Annotated in this window: 21 protein-coding genes and 1 other annotated feature; of the genes, 2 read left to right on the top strand and 19 right to left on the bottom strand. The window is 32.9% G+C overall.

What is annotated here, in order from left to right; translation table 11 throughout:
• Positions 1-41: 41 nt before the first annotated feature.
• From COI44_RS03065 to COI44_RS03055, 3 genes are all read right to left on the bottom strand, one after another.
• Positions 42-1,781, bottom strand: a complete 1,740-nt coding sequence (locus COI44_RS03065; protein ID WP_098426593.1) for a glycine betaine ABC transporter substrate-binding protein — start codon at positions 1,779-1,781, stop codon at positions 42-44.
• A gap of 4 nt (positions 1,782-1,785) precedes the next feature.
• Positions 1,786-2,988, bottom strand: coding sequence for a quaternary amine ABC transporter ATP-binding protein (locus tag COI44_RS03060; RefSeq protein ID WP_098426592.1), 1,203 nt, complete (start codon positions 2,986-2,988; stop codon positions 1,786-1,788).
• 594 nt (positions 2,989-3,582) lie between these two features.
• Positions 3,583-4,668 (bottom strand): M42 family metallopeptidase, encoded by a 1,086-nt coding sequence (locus tag COI44_RS03055; protein WP_098426591.1) that lies wholly within the window; start codon positions 4,666-4,668, stop codon positions 3,583-3,585.
• Between the two features lie 209 nt (positions 4,669-4,877).
• Between COI44_RS03055 and COI44_RS03050 the strand changes: the two genes are divergently transcribed.
• Both COI44_RS03050 and COI44_RS03045 read left to right on the top strand, forming a co-directional pair.
• Complete coding sequence (locus tag COI44_RS03050; RefSeq protein WP_098426590.1) at positions 4,878-5,948, top strand: nitric oxide synthase oxygenase; 1,071 nt, start codon at positions 4,878-4,880, stop codon at positions 5,946-5,948.
• A 121-nt stretch (positions 5,949-6,069) separates the two neighbouring features.
• Entirely contained in the window at positions 6,070-6,891 is an 822-nt protein-coding gene (locus COI44_RS03045; protein WP_098426589.1) for an MBL fold metallo-hydrolase, read from the top strand.
• A 182-nt stretch (positions 6,892-7,073) separates the two neighbouring features.
• Here COI44_RS03045 and rplT read toward each other — a convergent pair whose 3' ends face one another.
• The 16 genes from rplT to COI44_RS02965 all read right to left on the bottom strand — a co-directional run bounded on the left by rplT (position 7,074) and on the right by COI44_RS02965 (position 22,799).
• Entirely contained in the window at positions 7,074-7,430 is a 357-nt protein-coding gene (gene rplT, locus COI44_RS03040) for a 50S ribosomal protein L20 (RefSeq protein WP_025568430.1), read from the bottom strand.
• A 42-nt stretch (positions 7,431-7,472) separates the two neighbouring features.
• A complete protein-coding gene (gene rpmI / locus COI44_RS03035) occupies positions 7,473-7,673 on the bottom strand; it encodes a 50S ribosomal protein L35 (RefSeq protein WP_025568429.1) in 201 nt (66 codons plus the stop codon).
• A gap of 23 nt (positions 7,674-7,696) precedes the next feature.
• Entirely contained in the window at positions 7,697-8,200 is a 504-nt protein-coding gene (infC, locus tag COI44_RS03030; RefSeq protein WP_069034593.1) for a translation initiation factor IF-3, read from the bottom strand.
• Between the two features lie 74 nt (positions 8,201-8,274).
• Positions 8,275-8,401, bottom strand: a sequence feature (ribosomal protein L20 leader region).
• 132 nt (positions 8,402-8,533) lie between these two features.
• Positions 8,534-9,367, bottom strand: coding sequence for a sporulation protein YtxC (gene ytxC, locus COI44_RS03025; RefSeq protein WP_098426587.1), 834 nt, complete (start codon positions 9,365-9,367; stop codon positions 8,534-8,536).
• Between the two features lie 111 nt (positions 9,368-9,478).
• The gene (gene dnaI, locus COI44_RS03020) at positions 9,479-10,414 is read right to left on the bottom strand and encodes a primosomal protein DnaI (protein ID WP_098426586.1); all 936 of its coding nucleotides are present in this window, start codon (positions 10,412-10,414) and stop codon (positions 9,479-9,481) included.
• A gap of 14 nt (positions 10,415-10,428) precedes the next feature.
• Positions 10,429-11,859: a replication initiation and membrane attachment family protein gene (locus tag COI44_RS03015; RefSeq protein ID WP_098426585.1), complete on the bottom strand. Its 1,431-nt coding sequence runs from the start codon at positions 11,857-11,859 to the stop codon at positions 10,429-10,431.
• 36 nt (positions 11,860-11,895) lie between these two features.
• Positions 11,896-12,366, bottom strand: coding sequence for a transcriptional regulator NrdR (gene nrdR / locus COI44_RS03010; RefSeq protein ID WP_025568424.1), 471 nt, complete (start codon positions 12,364-12,366; stop codon positions 11,896-11,898).
• 324 nt (positions 12,367-12,690) lie between these two features.
• A complete protein-coding gene (gene speD, locus COI44_RS03005; RefSeq protein ID WP_088013420.1) occupies positions 12,691-13,077 on the bottom strand; it encodes an adenosylmethionine decarboxylase in 387 nt (128 codons plus the stop codon).
• Positions 13,078-13,570: 493 nt separating this feature from the next.
• Complete coding sequence (locus tag COI44_RS03000) at positions 13,571-14,590, bottom strand: glyceraldehyde-3-phosphate dehydrogenase (protein ID WP_098426584.1); 1,020 nt, start codon at positions 14,588-14,590, stop codon at positions 13,571-13,573.
• Positions 14,591-14,682: 92 nt separating this feature from the next.
• On the bottom strand, positions 14,683-15,279 hold the full coding sequence (gene coaE, locus COI44_RS02995; protein WP_098426583.1) for a dephospho-CoA kinase: 597 nt from the start codon (positions 15,277-15,279) through the stop codon (positions 14,683-14,685).
• A 76-nt stretch (positions 15,280-15,355) separates the two neighbouring features.
• A complete protein-coding gene (ytaF, locus tag COI44_RS02990) occupies positions 15,356-16,039 on the bottom strand; it encodes a sporulation membrane protein YtaF (protein ID WP_286134016.1) in 684 nt (227 codons plus the stop codon).
• 19 nt (positions 16,040-16,058) lie between these two features.
• Positions 16,059-16,892, bottom strand: coding sequence for a DNA-formamidopyrimidine glycosylase (gene mutM / locus COI44_RS02985; RefSeq protein WP_098426581.1), 834 nt, complete (start codon positions 16,890-16,892; stop codon positions 16,059-16,061).
• A 19-nt stretch (positions 16,893-16,911) separates the two neighbouring features.
• Positions 16,912-19,536, bottom strand: a complete 2,625-nt coding sequence (polA, locus tag COI44_RS02980; RefSeq protein WP_098426580.1) for a DNA polymerase I — start codon at positions 19,534-19,536, stop codon at positions 16,912-16,914.
• Positions 19,537-19,778: 242 nt separating this feature from the next.
• Entirely contained in the window at positions 19,779-19,955 is a 177-nt protein-coding gene (locus COI44_RS02975) for a DUF4177 domain-containing protein (protein WP_179886990.1), read from the bottom strand.
• A 368-nt stretch (positions 19,956-20,323) separates the two neighbouring features.
• Positions 20,324-22,090, bottom strand: a complete 1,767-nt coding sequence (gene pnpS / locus COI44_RS02970; protein ID WP_098426578.1) for a two-component system histidine kinase PnpS — start codon at positions 22,088-22,090, stop codon at positions 20,324-20,326.
• Positions 22,083-22,799 (bottom strand): response regulator transcription factor, encoded by a 717-nt coding sequence (locus COI44_RS02965; protein ID WP_098426577.1) that lies wholly within the window; start codon positions 22,797-22,799, stop codon positions 22,083-22,085. Before COI44_RS02965 ends, pnpS begins: the two co-directional genes overlap by 8 nt.
• Positions 22,800-22,911 lie beyond the last annotated feature (112 nt).

Below are 22,911 nucleotides of genomic sequence, written 5' to 3'. Positions count from 1 at the left end.
TAACTAAAGTTATTAACTTTTAGTTAGTCCTTTTATTTTGGCTATTTCGTTTTACCTTTTAAATCATCGATCGAATTAATCTTCATATATTCTGGTACGACTAAGCCTAATTTTGTCCCTTTTAAATTCGGTCCAAGATCAACTAATTGTTTTTTGTACTCATTCATGTAGTCTTGATGAGTTGTCGGAAGCCAAGCTGCGACCATTGCATCTGCACTTCCATCTGAGATACCAGCAAACATCGGTCCTGCCTCAACCTGTTTTAATGTAACGTCATAGCCTTGGTTTTCAAGTACTTTTCCAATCACATTTGTACTGGCAACTTCAGATTCCCATGAAACATAAACGATACTAATTTTTTCACCATTTCCTTTTGAAGCATCTTTCGTCCAATTATTTACTTGTTCTTGATGCTTTTTAATCCATTTCGCCGCTGCATTTTCAGGTTTCGCACCGTCTTGAATATCACTCATCACTTCTTCCATATCAGAAGGTTTCCATGAAAAGTTATCTAAAATCTTGTACGCACCAGGAGCATCTTCTTTTAATCCTTTTCTAACCACTGTATGAATTTCTTCATCTTTACCAAATGACCCTTTTGGATCTTCTAAATACTTTAATTTATATTTTGAAAACATCCAGTGGGGTGTCCATCCTGTAACGATTATAGGTTCTTTATTTTCATACGCTTTTTTCAATTCAGCAGTCATCGCAGCTGAAGATCCTTCTTTTAAAGTCCAATCCTTTAAATCGTAATCCTTCATCGCTTTTTCAGTTGCTTTCATTAACCCTGCCCCTGGGTCAATTCCGGTAATCTCAAAATTAACTTGTGCTCCTATTTTATTTGAAGCTGTTTTTTGATCCTTGCCACCTGCAAAGGCAACTGAAATAGCCGAAATACAAAAGATTAATACAGTAAATCCATAAACATATTTTTTAGCAAACTTTTTCCCATAAGCAGGTTGACGAAGATTTTGAGAAATTCGATCAAGAATAATCGCTACGATAACAATTGATATTCCTGCCTCGAATCCTTCCCCTACCTTAATCTGGGTTACAGCACGATAAACCTCTGCACCTAATCCTGGAGCACCTACTAGTGATGAAATAACTACCATCGATAATGCAAGCATAATACTTTGATTTATACCAGCTAAAATAGTAGGTGCTGCTAACGGTAGCTGTACTTTAAAGAGTCTTTGCCATGTTGTTGATCCAAAAGCATTTGATGCCTCTATTAAATCATTTGGAACCTCACGTATACCTAAATTAGTTAATCGTATTGTTGGTGGTATAGCAAAAATAACAGAAGCTAAAATACCAGGAACTACACCAATTCCGAAAAAGAGAATTGCTGGTATTAAATAAACAAATGCTGGCATTGTTTGCATAAAGTCGAGTATTGGTGTAATCACTTGTTTCACTCGATCGTTTTGTGACGTCCAAATCCCTAAAGGAATTCCAATTACAACTGTAATTACGATTGATGATAAGATCAATGCTAACGAATCAACTGTAGCATCCCAAAGTCCTAGATTATCTATTAATAACAAGCCAAGTAACGTAAACAGACCAACTGTCCACCTACTTGTATAAAAAGCAAGTAATGAAATTAATAATATTAGAATAATTGATGGGCCAAGTCCTAAAACTTTAACAAGGTTATTTAAAAGGGTTTCTGTGATGTTGGTTATTGCGCCAAATAGAGGATGGAAAGTTTTAATGATCAAATCGACAATTTTATCAATCCAATCAGCTAACGGAATTTTTGGAATACCCATATATTTAACCTCCCTTTATATTTAAATCGTCTGTTTTACCCGCTAATGCACCGATAACTGCTCCACGGATAATGACACCTTTTAATCGTTCATTTTTATCTATAACTGCTAATGGTAGTACAGAAGTTGCAAGTGCTCCAATTACATCAGTTAATAAAGTATCTTCATAAACAGACACAATTTCCTTCTGCATAGCTTCCTCTACCGATTTATTTTTAATAAGAGCATTTGAAGCATCTTCAGCAGTAATTGCTCCAAGTAGCTTTTGTCTACGATCAACCACAAATATACTTGAATATCCTTGGTCTCTCATTACTTGTAAAGCAACACGTGGTCCACGGTCAGGCGTAATTCTTTCAGCACGCTTCTGCACATGCGCCGCCGTTAATACTTTTGATAGGTCTACATCTTCTACAAATCGTTCAACATATTCATTGGCTGGATTTACCATGATCTCCTCAGGAGAACCAATTTGCATTATGTTACCATCTTTCATAAGAGCAATTCTGTCTCCAATTCGCAAGGCCTCATCAAGGTCATGTGTTATAAATATAATCGTTTTTTTCATCGTCTCTTGCAGTTCTAATAATTCGTCCTGCATATCTTTACGAATTAATGGATCGAGCGCGCTAAATGCTTCATCCATTAATAAAATATCCGTGTCACTTGTTAGTGCCCTTGCAAGACCAACACGTTGTTGCATACCACCACTTAATTGTGATGGGAACTGATGCTCATATCCTTTTAAGCCAACTATTTCTAATGACTTCAAAGCTTTTTCAGTTCTTTCTTCCTGTGAAATATTTTGTATTTCTAAACCATATTCTGTATTTTCAAGAATGGTCTTGTGCGGGAACAAAGCAAAATTTTGAAAAACCATACTAATTTTTTTACGACGAACATCTCTTAACTGCTGAGGATTCATTTTTACAATATCCTCATCGTCTATCAAGATTTGTCCAATAGTTGGTTCAATTAATCGATTGAGCATTCGAATCAAGGTAGATTTACCACTACCTGACAGTCCCATTACAACAAAAATTTCACCCGGGAATATTTCAAAGCTAGCATTATTTACCCCTATTGTTGAGTTTGTCTGCTCTAAAATTTGCTTTTTTGAATATCCCTTTTCTAGTAACTTTATGGCGTTCTTTGGAGACTTACCGAAAACCTTTGTTACGTTCTTCACTTTAACTTTTGCTTTCATTAACTCACCTCAAAACTTTATATTTATTTTGCTTCTCCATATTTTAAATAAGGATTCTCCCCATAAAAAAAATCAGCCAAGTACTAATTAAGTCTTGGCTCCTTAAGAAACTCCACTTACAAAATTGGAGTCTAAATTTTATTTATTAGCTTTAAAAAATTCCCTAAGAAACCATTTTTCAAACTCTATTTCCGAGTATCCTTATTTGAAAAGCGTGCATTCATGATAACAATAAGATATGACAAAACTATTTCAAACAAGTTATAGGAATAATACAATTTGTTTCAGTTCGATAACGTTAAGGTATGAAAAAGTGGGAAAATCAGGTTGGTTAGGTATGTAGAAGAAGCAAAAAAACCTTAATAAATGAGGTTTATTCGGAGATATGAAAATTACTTTATCAAGTAAGTTTCATGGGGATGTAAAAAAGCAAGATGTTGAGGTTTAATTACTCATAATGGGTTCATGAGGTACTATAACTACAAAATCTTGGTTTTTAGTTCCTTATAAGGGGTCACCTAAAATACAAGATGTAAGCAATTTTAATTTAAAACTACAAAAAAAATCCCTCAATAAATGAGGGATTGATTTTTCTTAGTTATATGTTATACGATCTACTGTATCGCGATCTAATCGTTTGATTACTTCTACGATTAATTTAACTGTATTTTCATAGTCATCACGATGAAGAATTCCAGAATGAGAATGAATATATCTCGTTGGAATTGTAATTGCTAATGCTGGAACGCCTTTCATAGTAATATGCATTGAACCAGCGTCAGTTCCTCCACCAGGCATGAATTCATATTGATATGGAATTCCAATTTCATCTGCTACATTTACTACAAATTCACGTAAATCTTTATGAGACACCATCGATGCATCATATAAAACGATTTGTGGGCCTTTGCCTAATTTACCTTGTGCTTCTCTTTCAGATACACCTGGCATGTCACCTGCAACACCGACATCTAATGCAAAACCGATATCTGGTTCAATTTTATACGTAGATGTTTTTGCACCACGAAGTCCTACTTCTTCTTGTACTGTTCCAACTCCAAATACGATATTCGGATGTGCTTGGCCTTGTAATTGTTCTAAAACGTCAATTGCAATAGCACAACCGATACGGTTATCCCATGCTTTTGCTAATAATAATTTTTCATTTTTCATCGTTTGGAATTCAAAATATGGAACAACTTGGTCTCCAGGACGAACCCCAAATTCTAATGCCTCTTCTTTACTTGAAGCACCGATATCAATAAACATATCCTTAATATCTACTACTTTTCTTCTTGCTTCTGCACTCATAATATGAGGCGGTTTCGAGCCAATAATACCTGTAATATTACCTTCTTTTGTTGAAATGGTAACACGCTGAGCAAGCATTACTTGGGACCACCAGCCACCAATTGTTTGAAAACGTAAAAATCCTTTATCATCAATTTGTGTAACCATAAATCCAACTTCATCAAGATGTCCAGCAACTTTAATTCTTGGACCATTTGGGTCTCCGGTTTTAACTGCTATTAAGCTTCCTAAATTATCAGTTACAACCTCATCAGCAAGTGGTGTAATATATTTTCTCATTACTTCACGTGGTTCATGTTCAAATCCAGCTACGCCGTTTGCATCTGTTAGTTCTTTTAACATTTGTAACTTTGCATCTAAAGTAGACAAACTCATCCATCCTTTTTTTAATTAAGATTATGTACATATAACATTATACAATTTGGGATTCCTTTTGACAAAATTTTTAGATAGTTCTTCAGCCCTTCGTATTAAAACATATAAATTTTATATTAATTTTCTCTAAATTATTTGTGGGGTATAATAATAAAGCTTATAAATTATTACTAGTTTTTTAAATTAACCATCTGGAGATTAATATGATAACAACTTCCGCTTTATATAAAGAAGCATTTTCCTTTATATCACAATGCTATAAGGAACTCGATAAATCCGATCAAATAGAAAAACGATTAAAAAGTATCGAAGCTGAAATACGAGATACTGGTTTTTACACTCATAATTATGAGGAATTAGAGCACGGTGCGAAAATGGCGTGGCGCAATAGTAACCGTTGTATCGGTAGACTATTTTGGGATAAGCTTCATGTTTTAGATGCTCGCCATATTAACGATGATAAAGGTATAGAGAACGAAATATTGCATCATATAAGCTATGCTACAAATTCAGGTAAGATTCTACCTACAATTACAATTTTCAAACCAAAACTAGGAACAATTAATTCTCTTAAAATCCATAATCACCAGCTGATACGATATGCCGGCTACGAAACTGAAAATGGAATAATTGGAGACCCAAAATCGATCGAGTTTACAAAGGAATGTGAGAGTCTTGGTTGGAAAGGAAATGGTACTAACTTCGATATATTGCCCATTGTTTATTCTTTAGACAATCATGAACCAGACTATTTTACGATCCCAAATGAAATCGTACTCGAAGTACCGATCGAACATCCTGAATATGATTTTTCTCCTTTAAATACTAAATGGTATGCTGTCCCGATGATATCAGATATGACTCTAGAGATTGGTGGTATATCTTATAGCGCTGCTCCATTTAATGGATGGTATATGGGAACTGAAATCGGTGCTCGAAATTTTGCTGATGAATTTCGTTTTAATCTGTTGCCTAAAGTAGCAAAAATTATCGGTCAAGATACAAAAAGAAACAGTACACTTTGGAAAGATCGTGCACTAGTTGAATTAAATATTGCCGTTTTATATTCATATAAAAAAAATGGTGTTAGTATTGTTGATCATCATTCTGCTGCACAGCAATTTCTTCAATTTGAAAAACAAGAAGAATCATGTTGCCGTGAGTTAACAGGTAATTGGAAGTGGTTAATTCCTCCTATGTCGCCTGCTACAACTCATGTATTTCATAAACGATACGATGATACAACGCTTAAGCCAAATTTCTTTCCAAGATAATCATTCTAGTTATACCCTTAATGAACTGACACTTTTGTAGTTATTTCATTAAGGTTTTTTCTATTATTTGGTACAATATTAAATAACGGCATAATTTTCTAAAAATTAAAGGAGTAATTCAATGATTTTATTTCAAAATGACAATCTTACAGTATTTCAAAGTGCATTATTTCAAACAAACTCAACAGTTGTAGCAACCGACGATTGTATTATTATTGTGGATCCAACTTGGTTACCTCATGAAATAAATGAGATAAAGGAATTTGTTGAATCAATAAAAAATGAACGACCAATTTATTTATACTTTACACATGGAGATTTTGATCACATTATAGGTTATTATGCATTTCCTAACGCTAAGACTATTGGTAGTGAAAATTTACATAACCATCCTGAAAAAGATATTAAACTATCGAAAATCCGTCAATTTTACAATGATAATTATATTAATCATGCCCAGCCAATACAATTTCCAAAAATTGATTTAATTATTAGTGAAGATGGTCAGGAAATTAAAATCGGACAGACAACATTAAGATTTTATCATTCTCCTGGGCATACGAAAGATGGGTTATTCCTTTTTATTGAAAATTTAGGAATATGGGTTACAGGGGATTATTTATCTGATTTTGAACTTCCGATTGTATTTGATAGTGTAAAAAGTTATTACAATACTTTAGATAAGGCAGAAGAACTGATTAATAAGTTTGATTTCTCATTGTTAGTTCCAGGCCACGGCCAAGTTTCATCAAATAAAGAAGAGATTGCTACTCGAATTGAGCTAGGTAGAAGTTACTTAGAAAGACTTCAAAAAGCTGTACAGAATAATAATGAGGAAGAAATAAATTTATTAGAAAAAGAGTTTTCATTTCCATCTGGTTTCACAAAATATTGTCATGAATCAAACGTTAAAAACATGAAAAAAGAATTTAGTTTCGTTTAAAAAATCTATTCAAATAAAGAAAACTTGCCGATTGGCAAGCCTTAAGGCGAAGACAGAGATTTAGTTGCACTTATACTTTATTACTAAAATTGGATACCACGTCGAATTAACTTCCTCGTTGCCAATTTATACTTTAAAGTGAAAAAAAATCCTTAACAAATGTTAAGGATTTTTTAAACGAATTATTTTAAGTTAGCTTTTGCAGCGTTTGCTAATTCAGCAAATGCTTTTTCGTCAGCAACAGCTAGGTCAGCTAACATTTTACGGTTAACTTCGATACCTGCTAATTTTAATCCGTGCATTAAACGGCTGTAAGAAAGTCCGTTCATACGAGCAGCCGCGTTGATACGAGTGATCCATAATTTACGGAAATCACGTTTCTTTTGACGACGGTCACGGTAAGCATACATTAATGATTTCATAACTTGTTGGTTTGCAACTTTGAATAATGTATGTTTAGAACCGTAATAACCTTTTGCTAATTTAATAACCTTTTTACGACGAGCGCGTGTAACTGTACCGCCTTTAACTCTTGGCATATTGTTTCCCTCCTAGATATCTATCTAATACGTTTATCGTTCTTATTTCATGTTTGTAAGCATAAAGCGGATACGTTTGAAATCGCCTTTGCTTACTAATGAAGCTTTACGTAATTTACGTTTTGCTTTTGTAGATTTGTTAGCGAATAAGTGGCTTGTGTATGCACGACCACGTTTTAATTTACCAGATCCAGTCTTTTTAAAACGTTTTGCTGAACCACGGTGAGTTTTCATTTTAGGCATATCGTGTTTCCTCCTCAAATAAATTACTTTTCGTTTTTAGGTGCTAAGACTAAGAACATACTACGACCGTCCATTTTTGGATGTGACTCAACAGTTGCGACTTCTGCACAAGCAGTTGAGAAACGATCAAGTACTCGTTGTCCAATTTCCTTATGCGTAATAGCGCGTCCTTTGAAGCGAATAGACGCTTTAACTTTATCGCCTTTTTCTAAGAACTTAATTGCATTACGAAGCTTTGTGTTAAAGTCATGTTCATCAATTGTAGGACTTAAACGAACTTCTTTCATGCTAATAATTTTTTGGTTTTTACGGCTCTCTTTGTCTTTCTTTTGTTGCTCGAAACGGAATTTTCCGTAGTCCATAATTCGACATACAGGTGGTTTTGCCGTTGGTGCTACCATCACTAGATCAAGATTAACATTCGAAGCTAACTCAAGAGCCTCTTGTTTTGTCTTGATTCCAAGTTGATCTCCGTTAGGACCAATTAATCGAACTTCACGAGCACGAATTCCATCGTTTACCATCATGTCTTTGCTAATAGTAAAACACCTCCAAGGTATTGTAAGAATAGTCTTAATTTGTATCGTTGAAGCAATCATAACCCAACAAAAAAGTGTGGGTATATAAATACACCCACACTGACAGTATCAAAGTAATTAATGATTCTGTTACCTGATAACAGCGTGTAGCGTCATCCAGGTGAGAAGCGGGTGCTTCTTCTTCAACAAATAAGTATTCTTTTCTTTCGTTACTATAACATAGCGACATGATGTTGTCAATATTCGTATGCTTTGTTCGCAACGAAATTTATTATATCAAAGAAACTTATTTATGACAATGCTTTTTTAAATTATAAATTTTCATTTCAATTTTTCCTGTGAAAACTCTTGTAATGTATGTATTAGGACTCGTTCTTGAAAGATATTTTGAAGTGTAATGATTAATGAAATATCGACTGATGAAGTGTATAAATGAATTCTTTTAGGCGCAATTGCCGTTAAGGGCAAAATTAATTCGTTATCAATATACTCTCTATTTTCCACTTGTTTGCCATATTCTTTTAATACATCTTTAGTAAGAGGTAAAAAGAGATGATCATATACGCTAAACTTCCCGTCAAAAACGATATGCACATGAGGAATTATCGCATCCGTTTTAAGTACCTGTTGCCTTAGACTCTCAATAAGATTTTGGTATTCGTTTTCTAATTTGTACTCATCTATTGCAATTTCACAAACATAGGCTAACTGCTTATAATATTCCTTTAAACGAAATGTAATAAATGAATCGAAGCTAAAATTTACTCCATCTTTTAAATACTCAGAAAGTGCATATGAAACTAGATTTTTACTTCTACGAATTTTTTTCTGGTTTGGTATGCTTCTTCTAGTTCCTCTTAATAATGATTGTGCAATAGGTATGATTTGACTTTGCTCGTCTTCCTCATAGAAAAAAGATGTATGTAAAATGGATTGAATCCACTTATCTTCTTTTTGAAGTAAAATAAATTGTACTAGTGTCGGAACTAAAATACTTTTTATTAAATCTTCAGTGTTTTGAGGAAATGTGATTAAAATTGTATTGATTTTGTGTCTTCTTAAAATGTATGGTCTCGATTGCTTTTTTAAGCGTTTTTGTAATCGTTCGTAGACATAAGCTGCGTCAATGGGTTCATTGAAAAAAATTTCAATCACCCTGTTCCCCCCTTTCTAGCACCACCTAGTCCTATATATATTAAAGAAATAATTAAAAAATGACGCAAAATCACTTAGTAATTTGTGATTTTACGCCATTTTTTGGTTTTTTTATGAATGTCTTAAATTTGAACCAGAAATTTTAACTGGTTTAGCTAAAAACTTAACACGATCTACAATACGTGCTGCTTTAACTCTTTCTTCTTCTCCACGTTGAGAATATGTTAAGTGATGCTCTAATTGGTTTAGATCAGCATTAGATGTAAAGAAGGTAGGCAATTTTTCTAGCATGCGGTATTGAAGGATTGTACCTAATATTTCATCTCTTGCCCAACTAGACATTTGCTCTGCACCAATATCATCTAACATTAGAACTTCCACTTTTTTTACAGCTTCAATTTTTTCCTCTAATGTGCCATCACTAATAGAGCTTTTTAGTTCGCGTAAAAATTCTGGTAAATAAACGAGCATTGAAGTTATTTCTTCCTCTGCTAGTTCATTTGCTATAGCCCCAAGAATAAACGTTTTTCCAACCCCAAATGGACCATGTAAATATAAACCTTGAGCCATTTTTCCTTTTTCATAGTTCATAATAAACTGTCTAGCAGCAGAAATTGCTTCAAAACGGCCAGGGTCTTCTAAAGACAAGTTTGACATAGAAGCTTGAAGAACATCCTTTGGTAAGTACATGCATTTTATCAATGATTCATGTTTTTTGCGTTTATCATTTTTCACACCATTTGGACAACGATCATATTGTACATCAATGCGTTTTCCTTGAATAATCAAATGAGGATGATAACCATGCACCATATTTTTACACTCCTTAAAAGATGGGCAATCTTCACAATTGACACTTTGTCCAATATACTCATATAGCTTAACTAGGCTACTATCAATCATTTGATCCGTAATTTCATTTTTATGCTCATTTAAAAATGAAATTATTTTTGGGTGACTACGGACTTCTTGTCGCATTTTTTGAAATGTGTCCTGGAATTGTTTATTTTTCATTAATGCACTAAATGCGTTTTGAATAGGTTCCATCAGCGTCCTCCCATTTAACGTTTCTTTTTATTTTTAAACATTTCTAGTTCTTTTTCTAATCGTTTCCGCTCTTCATCTATCAAAGAATCATTTTGGTTATTGATTGTTGCCGGTGCAGTCTGTGAATCATTCGACTCACTCGATTGGAGCCAGTCAGGTACAATCTCAGTTCGAATTGTTTTATTTCGTCTATTACTTGAGCGAGTTTTTGCAGCAGTTGCACTCTGTTTAGTTTCTTCAAACTCTTTACGGGCAAGATCCATAGCCTGTTTAACTGTTGTTACACCTTTTCTCGCCCAATGACTTGCTATCTTAATTACGTAATTTCTAGAAAGCTTTTTATCTAAACGGATCATTACATAGTCAATTAACACATTTGCGACTCCAGGTAGAAGCTTTTGGTCAATCATAATCTCTTCGATAATTTTCAAGTCAGCTTCACTTGGTTCAGCTCCACCCGATATCTCCTTAAGGTACCTGCGAGGAGATATCGTTTCGAAGCAATGAATTAATTTTTCTTCTTGAGTTGATGGCTGCTCATTGATCATTTGTCTATGCTGAATAGGTTGAACCTTTTCTACAATTGTAGGCAGAGCTTCATGATGTTGGAATTGATACCAGTCTCTTGCTTCAAGTCGAAGCGTCTCAATATTGATTTTATTATCTTCATTTAATGAGCGCATAACAATTGTTTTCATTTGAATTGGATTTATTCCATATAAAAATGCAAGTTTTAAAATTGTTTCTTTTACTTCTGTAGTAAATGCTCTTTTTGGAACAAACGAATCTGAAAGACCATCTAAAAATAAAGCATAGTCAAACTCTTCCATTTTGACAGATATTTTAATCGGCTGATTGTCTTGTAAAATTCTATGATCATTTGACGTAGAAAGATCGTTACTTTGCTGAATTTCATTTAATTGCTCAACTGTAATTGCTTGGAATACCGAATCAAATGAACGTGAAATCTCACGAAACCCTTCTTTCGAAAATGCCTGTCTACTAAAAAAGGTTTTAGTTCGTTGATATTGTGTTTTTCCAATTGTTTTAAACAGAAAGATATTTAGGATAGGGTCTTCGAAAAAAGAATGAGGATCTAGCGGAGATTGAAGCTCATATAGAAGCTTTTTTGTACTATTTTCAAATCCTTCATAAACTTTAAGTAAGCCGATTCCTTCAAGGATTAATCTTTGTTCATAAATTGATTTTAAATTACTTTTCATTCCAAGCATTAAAGAGTGATGTGTTAATGTATTAGGATTAAGGTCCGTTTGTTCACATTCACTCCAAAGTGTCATATATAAACTTAAAGCTTGACTACCAATTATTGGTTGATACAACATCGTCAATACTTGCCTATGAAAATTATGTAAATACCCAGCTGCCATTACAGTATAAGGATCCGCAGGTAGAACATCCATCCAATGTTGCTTATCAATAGACATTCAAACATTCCTTTCTTGAATCAAAAGAGCGAAGTATTATTCGTCTTTACCTCGCTCTTTGTTAATTAAATCTTTTAATTCATCAATGAATACATTAATATCTTTAAATTGACGATAAACTGATGCAAATCGTACGTATGCAACTTCATCAACTTTAGATAAATGCTCCATGACCATTTCACCTAGAACTTCACTTGGAACTTCTGAAGTGCCACTATTTTTTAGTTCTTTTTCAATGCTATGAATAATATCTTCTAGCTGAGATAAAGAGACAGGGCGTTTTTCACACGCTTTGATTAGTCCTCTTAACATCTTATCTTTACTAAATTCTTCACGAGCTCCCTCTTTTTTTACAACTAAAATAGGATTATCTTCTACTCGCTCAAAAGTTGTAAAACGATGCTGACATTCTTCACATTCACGTCTTCTTCTAATTGAACGACCTTCATCTACTGGTCTACTATCAAGTACTCTTGTCCCATTAAAGTTACACGTTGGACATCTCATCGTTATAGTTCAACTCCAAACACTTAATTGTTTAAACGTATTATTATAACTCTATACTATAACAAATTCAAAATAAACTAAAGTTTATTTCTTAAATGTCACAAAGCCTACTTTCGTCTTAATCAACGAAATTTCATTATTTTATGTTAATGGAAATATTTTTCTCTATGTAAAGCTAGTTCATTCTCAAAATAGAGTATTGGAAACTAGACTGTTTAAATCATCTGTTTCCGCTCCATATGTAGCCTAAATGAGGCATTATGCTATTCTCTTTAAATCAAAAAACAAAAAAGAGAGATGAAAAATCACCTCTCTCCATTCTTTTTAGTTACCATTTACAACTTTTACATTATCAACTTGAATGGGACCCATTCCTCTTGGTAACTCAACGTTTTCGCGAGTATCAGCTTCTAAAGCTTCAGCGATAAAGTTTGCAGCTACATTCGGATCAATTCTATCACCGCAAGTGTAAACATCGATACTTGCATAACCATGCTCAGGAAAACTGTGAATAGTTAAGTGTGATTCTGAAATGATTACGACACCACTAACGCCATGAGGAGCGAACTTGTGAAAAGCAACTTCACGAACTTCTGCACCAGAGCGTAACGCAGCATCAACAAAAGTTTCCTCAATAAATTTCATATCATTTAATTTTTCTGTATTACAACCCCATAATTCTGAAATGACGTGACGACCCATAGTATCCATATTCATTTCCCCCTTAAAATAATTTGTCATGACTTCTATTGCGAAAGTATGATCAACTACCACGGGGGAAAGTTAGTCCAAAGAGGTCCTAACCCTTTAAGTAATTAGTTATACTTTTAGAAGTTCACGAAAGTTAGTATACTTTTTTTAAATTTGAATTGCAAGATAAATTTTATTTTTTTGTTATTTATTAAATTAATTGTGAAGAAATTGCGTCAGGCAGATCTGAAAACGCTGGAATGACAAAAAAAGCAAGTTAAACAGAAGCCATGCTTTTTAGAGGATTTTTAACTTTTTCTGGTCTAAAAAATTTTTTCTAATCCTAGTTCAACGTTCTTCTTTCATAGATATTAAGTCATACTCCACCCTTTTATGTAGTCATAAATTCATATTATTACTAAATATGTCATACAACTTCAAAAAGACTAACCAGATAAACTAGTTAGCCTTTTGTATTCGTTTACAATTTTTTATAAGTACAATATTTTAATGATTAAACAGTTTCAAGCTTTTTTATTTTAGATGCAACGATTGACACTAAATCAACTACGCGTCTTGAGTAGCCCCACTCATTATCATACCAAGCTAATACTTTAACTTTTGTACCATCGATTACCATTGTAGAAAGAGAATCGATAATTGCAGAGTGTGTATTTGTATTAAAATCAATTGATACTAATGGTTCGTTACAATATTCAATGATTCCGTGCATTGAACCTTTAGTAGCTGTTTCAAATACTTCATTAATTTCTTCAACAGTTACTTCTCTCTTTAAGTCAACAACTAAGTCAACAAGTGATACGTTTGGAGTAGGAACACGTAAAGCCATACCATGTAACTTGCCATTTAAATGTGGAAGTACTTTAGATAATGCTTTTGCTGCACCTGTAGTTGTTGGAATAATTGATTGACTGCAAGCACGTGCACGACGTAAATCTTTATGTGGATTATCAATATTTTTTTGATCATTTGTAAATGAATGAACAGTTGTCATTAATCCATTAACAATACCAAATTGCTCATCTAATACTTTTACAACTGGCGCTAAACAGTTAGTTGTACAAGATGCGTTTGAAATAATATGATGATTTTCTAGGTCTAATTTATCATCATTTACGCCAATTACTACTGTGATATCTTCATTTTTACCTGGTGCTGTTAAAATGACTTTTTGAGCTCCAGCAGTAATGTGCATTTTTGCTTTTTCAGCGTCATTAAATTTCCCTGTTGCTTCAATTACTATATCAACATTAAGCTCGTTCCATGGAAGTAACTCAGGATTTCTTTCACTAATTAATTCCACACGCTTACCATCAACGATTAAATGATCTGCATTTGCAATTACTTCACCATCAAACTTGCCATGAACTGTATCATATTTAATTAAATGCGCTAAAGTTTCAGAAGGATAACTTGCATTAATTGCAACGATATTATAATCTCCACTTTTAATTGCTTGACGGAAAACCATGCGTCCAATTCGACCAAATCCATTTATTGCTACATTTACCATAAGTAAACCCCCAATTAAGTTATACTGTTTATTATATCCCTGCAATTAGTATAACACATAAGTTGGATTTTGGTTAAACTATTTACATTATTTTATGAAATAATTTTATTTAATAGGTCTTTAACTTGTCTTTTTGTATCCTCAAAGCTACCATTGTTATTTATTACATAGTCAGCACGTGCTGCTTTTTCTTTAACTGGTATTTGAGATGCAATACGTAAAAGTGCATCCTCTTTCGATAAACCATTACGATTCATTAAACGCTTTAGTTGATTTTCTTCCGACACTGTCACTACGATTACTTTTTCCACCAATTCAATTGAGTTACCCTCATATAAAAGAGGAATATCTAAAATAACAAGTGGTTCACCTTGTTTTATGTATCGATCAGCTTGTTCTTTCATTTCACGTCTGACTTCCGGATGTACTATTTCATTCAGTTGTAAGCGCTTTTCTTTACTATTAAAAATAATACTTCCGAGAAATGGTCGATTAATTTCACCAGAATCTAAAAGAATCTCACTTCCGAAAGCCTCAACAATTTTTTTATATGCAGGTTGTCCCATTTCAACCACTTCTTTTGCAATTACGTCTGCATCAACAATTGGAACATTTAATTCCTTTAAGAAATTGGAAACTGTACTTTTTCCACTTGCAATGCTACCAGTTAGTCCAAAAATTTTACCCATCTTTTATTCTCCTAACACTAGATAAAGAGGACCAAATGGAATAAATCCATTCGGATACACTCTTTCATAATTTTTATTACATCTTCATTAATCCAATTAATATTAAAAAAACACCTGGTAAAAAAGTTAACTTTTGAAGCCACAATGTTTTCGATAACACATTTCCTAATTTCATACCAAATAATAAGAATAAAGCACTTGCAGTAGATGTTACGATTGCCGTCAATAGTGGAGAAAATCCAAGTAATGATGCACCTATACCAGCCCCGAAGGCATCAAGTGAAAGTGCAAACCCAAGTAACATCGCTTCCAATCCATTAATACTACCTGAACGATCTATGTCTGCAGTTGTAGGCTTCTTTAAAATTTTTACGACTACACCTAGAATTTCAAATTCCCAGTCAATCCCTTTATCTTCAATCTCATTCTTTTCTTCTATATTTGATCCTTTATTTGATCGGTAAAATTGAAAAAGTACCCATAAACCTATACATACAAGTACAAATCCTCCGATTCTTTTTGCTATTATTGGTGAAAAAAAGTCTGTAATTGCATGCCCAATCCCCATGGATGTCATTAATATGATCCCTGAACAAGATGCAATTGTAATGATTGATTTTAAAGGAATTTTTACTTTTCGAAGTCCATAAGTAAAACCAACACTGCAACTATCTAAGCTTAGTGCGCATGCTAGTAGTATTAATGATAGCATATTTACCATAAAAATAGGCTCCTCTCTTTCGTACTCTTGATATAGTATGAAAGAAAGGAACCTTATGTTAATTTTTTTTAGGCTGACAGACCGGGCAAAAAGAAGTACCTCTACCGCCAACTTTTATTTTTTCTATTGGTTGGCCGCAATTATGACACTCTAAACCCTTTCTGCCATATACTTTAATGATATCTTGAAAAGTTCCTATTTGACCTTGTGAATTTACATAAGAACGAATTGTGCTTCCACCTAAATCCACAGCCTCTTGTAAAGTTGCTGTAATGGATTCTGCAAGTATTTTTATTTGTTTAGGCTTTAATGATGATGCAGGTGTTTCCGGATGAATCTTGGCCCTAAACAAAACCTCATCAACATAAATATTGCCTAAACCGACTACTAATTCCTGATCTAATAAAACGACTTTAATTTTTCGGTTTGTATTTTCAAGCTTTTTTCTTAAATAATCAGCAGTAAATTCATCGGAAAATGGCTCTGGACCTAATTTAGCAAGTGGTGGTCCCTCATTCTCTTCACCTTTATTAAATAAATGCATTGTGCCAAATTTACGAACATCTTGATACCGAAGTTCTGTTCCATCTTCAAATAGGAATCGAACATGAGTATGAGGTGCGACAGGTTCTTCCGCTGGGAACACTCGAAATTTCCCTTCCATTCTTAAATGCGAAACAAGTGTAAAATCACTTAATTGAAATAGTAGAAACTTACCTCGACGATTTATATTTTCTACTGTTTGACCTTTTAGTAAAATCTGAAACTCATCTACTTCATTAGGTTTCTTTATTATTTTTCCCCATGAAACGATTACTGTTGAGATTGTTTTCCCAACTATTAAATCCAGTAAAGTTCGTCTGACCGTTTCAACTTCTGGTAATTCAGGCATACAAAGTCATCCTATCTATTTATTTTGCTTCAAACCAAGAATCTCCAAAATTATAATCAACCTTTAATGGCACTACTAGCTCGACAGCATGTTCCATTACTTCTGGTACGATTTTTTCTAATATTGCTAATTCTTCTTTTGGAGCCTCTAATATTAATTCATCATGTACTTGTAAAATTAATTTTGCCTGAAGTTTTTCTGCTTTAAGACGCTCATCTAATAAAATCATAGCCTTTTTAATGATATCTGCAGCACTACCTTGGATTGGGGTATTCATCGCTGTTCTTTCAGCAAATCCACGAACATTAAAATTTGAGCTTGAAATTTCAGGAATATAACGACGTCTATTTAAGATTGTACTTACAAATCCATCTAGTTTTGCCTTTTGAACAATATCTGACATATAATCTTTTACTTTTGGAAAACTAGCAAAGTACTTTTCAATAAATATAGCTGCTTCTTTTCTTGTAATACCTAATCCTTGTGATAATCCATAATCACTAATTCCATATACAATCCCAAAGTTAACAGCTTTTGCTTGTCTTCTCATATTACTTGTTACCTCATCAGCACTAACATGGAAAACATCCATTGCGGTCTTTGTATGAACATCAAAGTCATTTTTAAATGCATCCATTAAATTATCGTCTTGTGCTATATGAGCCAATACCCTTAATTCAATTTGAGAATAATCGGCAGCAAAGATCAGCCAGTCTTTTTTAGATGCGACAAAAGCTTTTCTAATTTTTCTACCTTCTTCTAAACGAATAGGAATGTTTTGCAGGTTAGGATCAATTGAGCTTAAACGACCAGTCTGTGCCAATACTTGATTAAATCGTGTATGAACCTTGGAATCTGATTCATTTATCACTTTTAATAAACCTTCTACATAAGTAGAATTTAATTTCCCAACTTGACGATAGTGAAGAATTAATCGAATGATTTCATGTTCTGCCTCTAATTTTTCAAGTACATCAGCAGATGTCGAATAACCAGTTTTTGTTTTTTTACCAGATGGTAAATTTAACTTTTCAAATAATATAACACCTAATTGCTTTGGTGAATTAATATTGAATTTTTCACCGGCTAACTCATAAATAGACTCTTCAAGCTCTTTTAACGTATTAGCTAGTTCTGAACCCATCGTACGAAGAGTCTCTTCTCTAACTGTTACTCCTTCAAATTCCATATCACCTAAAATAAACGTTAATGGTAATTCTAATTCTGTTAGCAGTTCAAATTGACTATTTTTTCGCAATGATTCTTCTAAAGTTTCTTTTAATTTGCCAATAGCAATTGTTTTACGAACAATATATTCTGATAAAACTTCATCTGATGGCTTAGTTTGCTTTGCACCCTTACCATAAATCGTTTCTGCAGTTTGAATTGAAAAATCTATTTTACCATTTACAATATCAGCAAATTCTTTATTAGACTGAGCAGGGTCATATATATATGAAGCAAGTAATGGGTCGAAATTAACACCTTTTAAATTAATCCCTCTCCACTTTAGTGCAACATAAGCACCTTTTGCATCATATACATTTTTATTAACACGCTCATCCTCGAGCCATTTTTTAAATAAATCCGACTCTAACCCTACAGCTGTTGGAATAAAGAAATGACCTTTTTCATTTGAAAGACCAAATCCTTGAATTTCTTCTGTATGATAATTTTCTCCGATCATTTCAACGATTAAGCTTGAATGATTAGCTAGATGTTTCTCTTCAATTGAATCTAGTACTTCATAGTTAATCTCTTCTAGTTCTTCAATCGATTCTTTGATATCCAATTTAGCTAACAATGATGTAAATCCAAGAGATTTGAAAAATTCCGCTACTTTATTCGTATCAGCTTCCGGAAGCGTTGTGTCATTTACAGTTAATTCAATTGGTGAGTTTTTATTAATTGTCGCTAATTGTTTACTCATTAAGGCTTGATCTTTATTTTCACTTAAATTTTGAAGAAGCTTTGCTCCACTTACTTCCTCTATATTTTCATAAAGACCTTCTACTGTTTGAAACTGTTTTAAAAGTTTAATTGCAGTCTTTTCCCCAATACCTGGTACACCAGGAATATTATCAGATTTATCACCCATTAATCCTTTCATATCAATAATTTGATCAGGTGTAATCTCATACTTTTCATGAATTGCTGCAGGAGTATATTCTTCAACCTCAGTAATACCCTTTTTAGTCATACTTACTGTAATACGATCATCGACTAGCTGTAATAAATCTCGATCACCTGAGATAACCTTTACTTCATATTCATCTTTAGAAGCTTGACCTGCAAGTGTACCAATAATGTCGTCCGCTTCATAATTCTCTAATTCATAACGTGCAATTCCGTATGTATCTAATAGCTGGCGAACAAGCGGAAACTGTTCACTTAACTCTGGTGGAGTCTTTTGTCTTCCACCTTTATATTCTTTAAATGTACTATGTCTAAATGTTGTTTTCCCAGCATCAAATGCAACAAGCATATGAGTCGGTTTTTCATCTTCAAGAATTTTCAGTAACATCATAGTAAATCCATAAATTGCATTCGTATGTACACCTTTATCATTACTCAAAAGTGGCAATGCAAAGAAAGCTCTATAGGCAATACTATTCCCATCAATTAAAACCAATTTCTTCTTCAAAATAGATCCCCTTCCTATTACAAATCTCACTATCTTTTTATGTATAATTTTTATTTCATACTTTATCTTTTCAAGAAATTAATCATTTCCTCATTTCCTTGCTCTTAACATTTTAACACGAACTATTCATAAAAGAAAAAGAGGCCGTCTTTGATTCAGGCATTTTAAAAGTTTTTATTCACTTGAGATTAAAGTTGAATAATTATGACTTTTAAGAATGAATCGTAAGACTACCTCTGTAATTAATTTAAGTCGATTTCTCGCTCAAAAATTAGTTCAACACATGAACCTTCTATTGCTTGCTGATTGTTTACAACCTGATGAAGGCGCCAGCCACTTTTAGCATAGTTCCCAACTACATCATAATAATGACGATTTGATGTTTTCGTGTTAACTTTTACAAATTCGTATTCGTACATCTGTATCCACCCTCCGATGTATGATTCAACACTCATAATTTCCCCAAAAAATATAAAAGTAATATGATCAAATAAAGAAAACTCGTCGACTGACAAGCCTTTTAGGCAGAGGCGTAGTTGCACTTATACTTTATTCCTAAAATTGGTGATTACTCGCTGCCAATTTATACGATCTTAAAGTGCAATAAAAAAGGTATCCACTAGTATGGACACCTTAATGAAAAAATAAAACAGTTTTAAATATAAAAAATCCCGGAAGTATAACTACTCCCGGTTTAAGACAACTCCTTGGATGAAGGGGTTTTCATCATAACTATAACAACTTTTTATTAATTATTAATAAATACAGTGTAAAAACAATGTAAATGTCACATCGAAATATTTTTATTTAATGTTACAATGAATGATGTCCCATGGCCTAGTTTACTTTCAACTTCGATTTTGCCTTTATGAGCTTCGACAAGATGCTTTACGATCGCAAGGCCTAGGCCTGTCCCTCCAGAGTTCCTACTTCTTGCTTTATCTACTCTATAAAAACGTTCGAAAATACGAGATATGTCTTCTTTTCCAATTCCAACTCCTGTGTCATTGACCCTTAAAACAATATGATCATTTGTCTCAGAAGCAGTAATAAATACTTTACCACCAGCTGGAGTATAGTGAATTGCGTTATCAACTAAATTAATAATTACTTGTTTTAATCTTAACGCATCAGCATATACAACTAACGGACTATTTAAGTATAATTTGAAGTCTATATTCTTCTCTTCTGCTTTTTGATTAAGCATTTGCTCAACATCTTCAATAACTTGTTTTGCGGATACTTCTGCAAGATCTAATTTAAAATTCTGTTGCTCAATTTTTGAAAGGTCTAACAAATCTTGAATAAGTGTCTGCATACGATCACTTTCCGTTAAAATAATCGATAAGAAGTTTTTACATAACTCATCATTTTCCATTGCTCCATCTAGTAGAGTTTCAGTAAAACCTTTAATAGATGTAATTGGCGTTTTAAGCTCGTGAGATACATTTGCAAAAAAATCTTTTCGAACTTGCTCTAATTTCTTTAATTCACTTATGTCATGGAAAACAAGAACGATTCCTTTCCACTCGTGATTTATCCCAATAATTGGTGCACCATATATTTCAAAATGTTTTCTTTCAATTGATAATGGCAGAATGATTTGCTTTCTAACTTTTATTTCTTTTAGAAAAATTTCTTCCACAATTTCAATAACTTCTTTATGCTTAAATGCGTCATAATAAAGCTCGCCCAGTATATTTCTGGAGTCAATTTTGAACGTTTCTCGATATGTTTTATTAATAAGGTTTACATGACCTCTACTATTAATTAAAACAACTCCGCTACCAATATTATGGATCAATGTGTTTAAACGATCTTGCTGCATTTCTTGTTGACTAGTCATTTCTTGTAGATTTTTTGCAAGTACATTCATTGCTTGACTTAGCATTGTTGTCGATTCATTACTTTCAGCTAATGTTCTAGCTTTATAATTACCTTTGGATAATTCAATTGCAACTTGTGTAATATCTTCAATTGGTTTTGAAAATTGATGCGAGTAACGGATCAGTAAAATTATGATGGCAAATAAAACAAAACCTAATAATGAAAATAATAACATCCAAATACTTCTGTAAACTTCTTTGATTGACTTAGTTGAATAATCAACAATCAAAAATTGCTTATTACCATGTTTATCTGTTATTTTCTTGCCGTAATATTTAGCTGCAGAATCTTTTTCGATAAATTTAGCTGCATTCTCTACTTTATCAAGTCGTTCTAAATAATCTTTTAAATTCTTTGATGATATATTCAATTCCACATTCTCATTGCTAGATTTAGCAATAAGATTATAATGATCATCAAATAAAATAATATCGATATTTAAGTCCTTAGATATCTTTTTTAACGTTTGATTAGATATATTCTTTGTTAATGGTGTATTCGACTCCATTATTGAAGCAATTAAGTTAGTCTCTTTCTCAATTCTTTGATCATAGTTTGTCAGATAAAAGGATTTAAATATTTGCCCTAGTACGATTCCTAATATAACAAGAATAACGATTATTATTGCAGAGAATCCATAGAGCAATTTTCGATTTAGATTACTCATTTAATCTTGGTTCCTCTAATTTATACCCTAATCCACGAATTGTTTTTATATAAACTGGTTTTTTCGAGTCTAGTTCAATTTTTTCTCTTAAATGGCTGATATGAACATCGACAATTCTAGTGTCTCCAGCAAAATCATAATTCCAAACGGCACTTAATAATTGATCTCGAGTTAATACTCTACCTTTATTTTTCGTTAAATATAATAATAACTCAAATTCCTTAGGTGTTAACTCCAGTTTTTCACCTTGGAAATATGCTTCATAGTACTCAGGTAGGATTTTTAAATCAGCTATTATTACAGTATCAGCGTCGTCGTTTGACTGTACTGGTGTCTCAGTAATTTTAGATCTTCTTAAAATAGCTTTAACTCTAGCTACGACTTCTCTTGGGCTAAATGGTTTTGTCATGTAATCATCAGCACCAAGTTCAAGTCCTAACACTTTATCAAACTCATCATCTTTTGCTGTAACCATTAAAATAGGCGTAGTATTTCTTTGAAGTCTTAATTCTTTACAAACTTCCATACCATCTTTTTTAGGTAGCATTAGATCTAGAACAATTAATTCCGGTTTTTCCTCTACAGCCTTTTGTAAACCTTCTTCCCCATCAGTAGCTGTAACAACTTGAAAGCCTGCCTGTTCTAAGTTAAATTTGATTAAAGTTAAGATATGCTCTTCATCGTCAACTACAAGAATTTTATTGTTCATTTCATATTCCTCCAGGTCATTGTTAAACCCTCATCCATTTTGATCCTATTTATTTATCTATATCTACTTTTTAATCATACTAAAAATTCTATCAGACGTAAAACGTAAAAAG

It is taken from the genome of Bacillus sp. AFS088145 (assembly GCF_002564465.1).
Classification (GTDB): Bacteria; Bacillota; Bacilli; order Bacillales; family Bacillaceae_G; genus Gottfriedia.
Note: the sequence above shows the minus strand (reverse complement) of the source record. Positions and strands in the feature narration are given on the sequence as shown.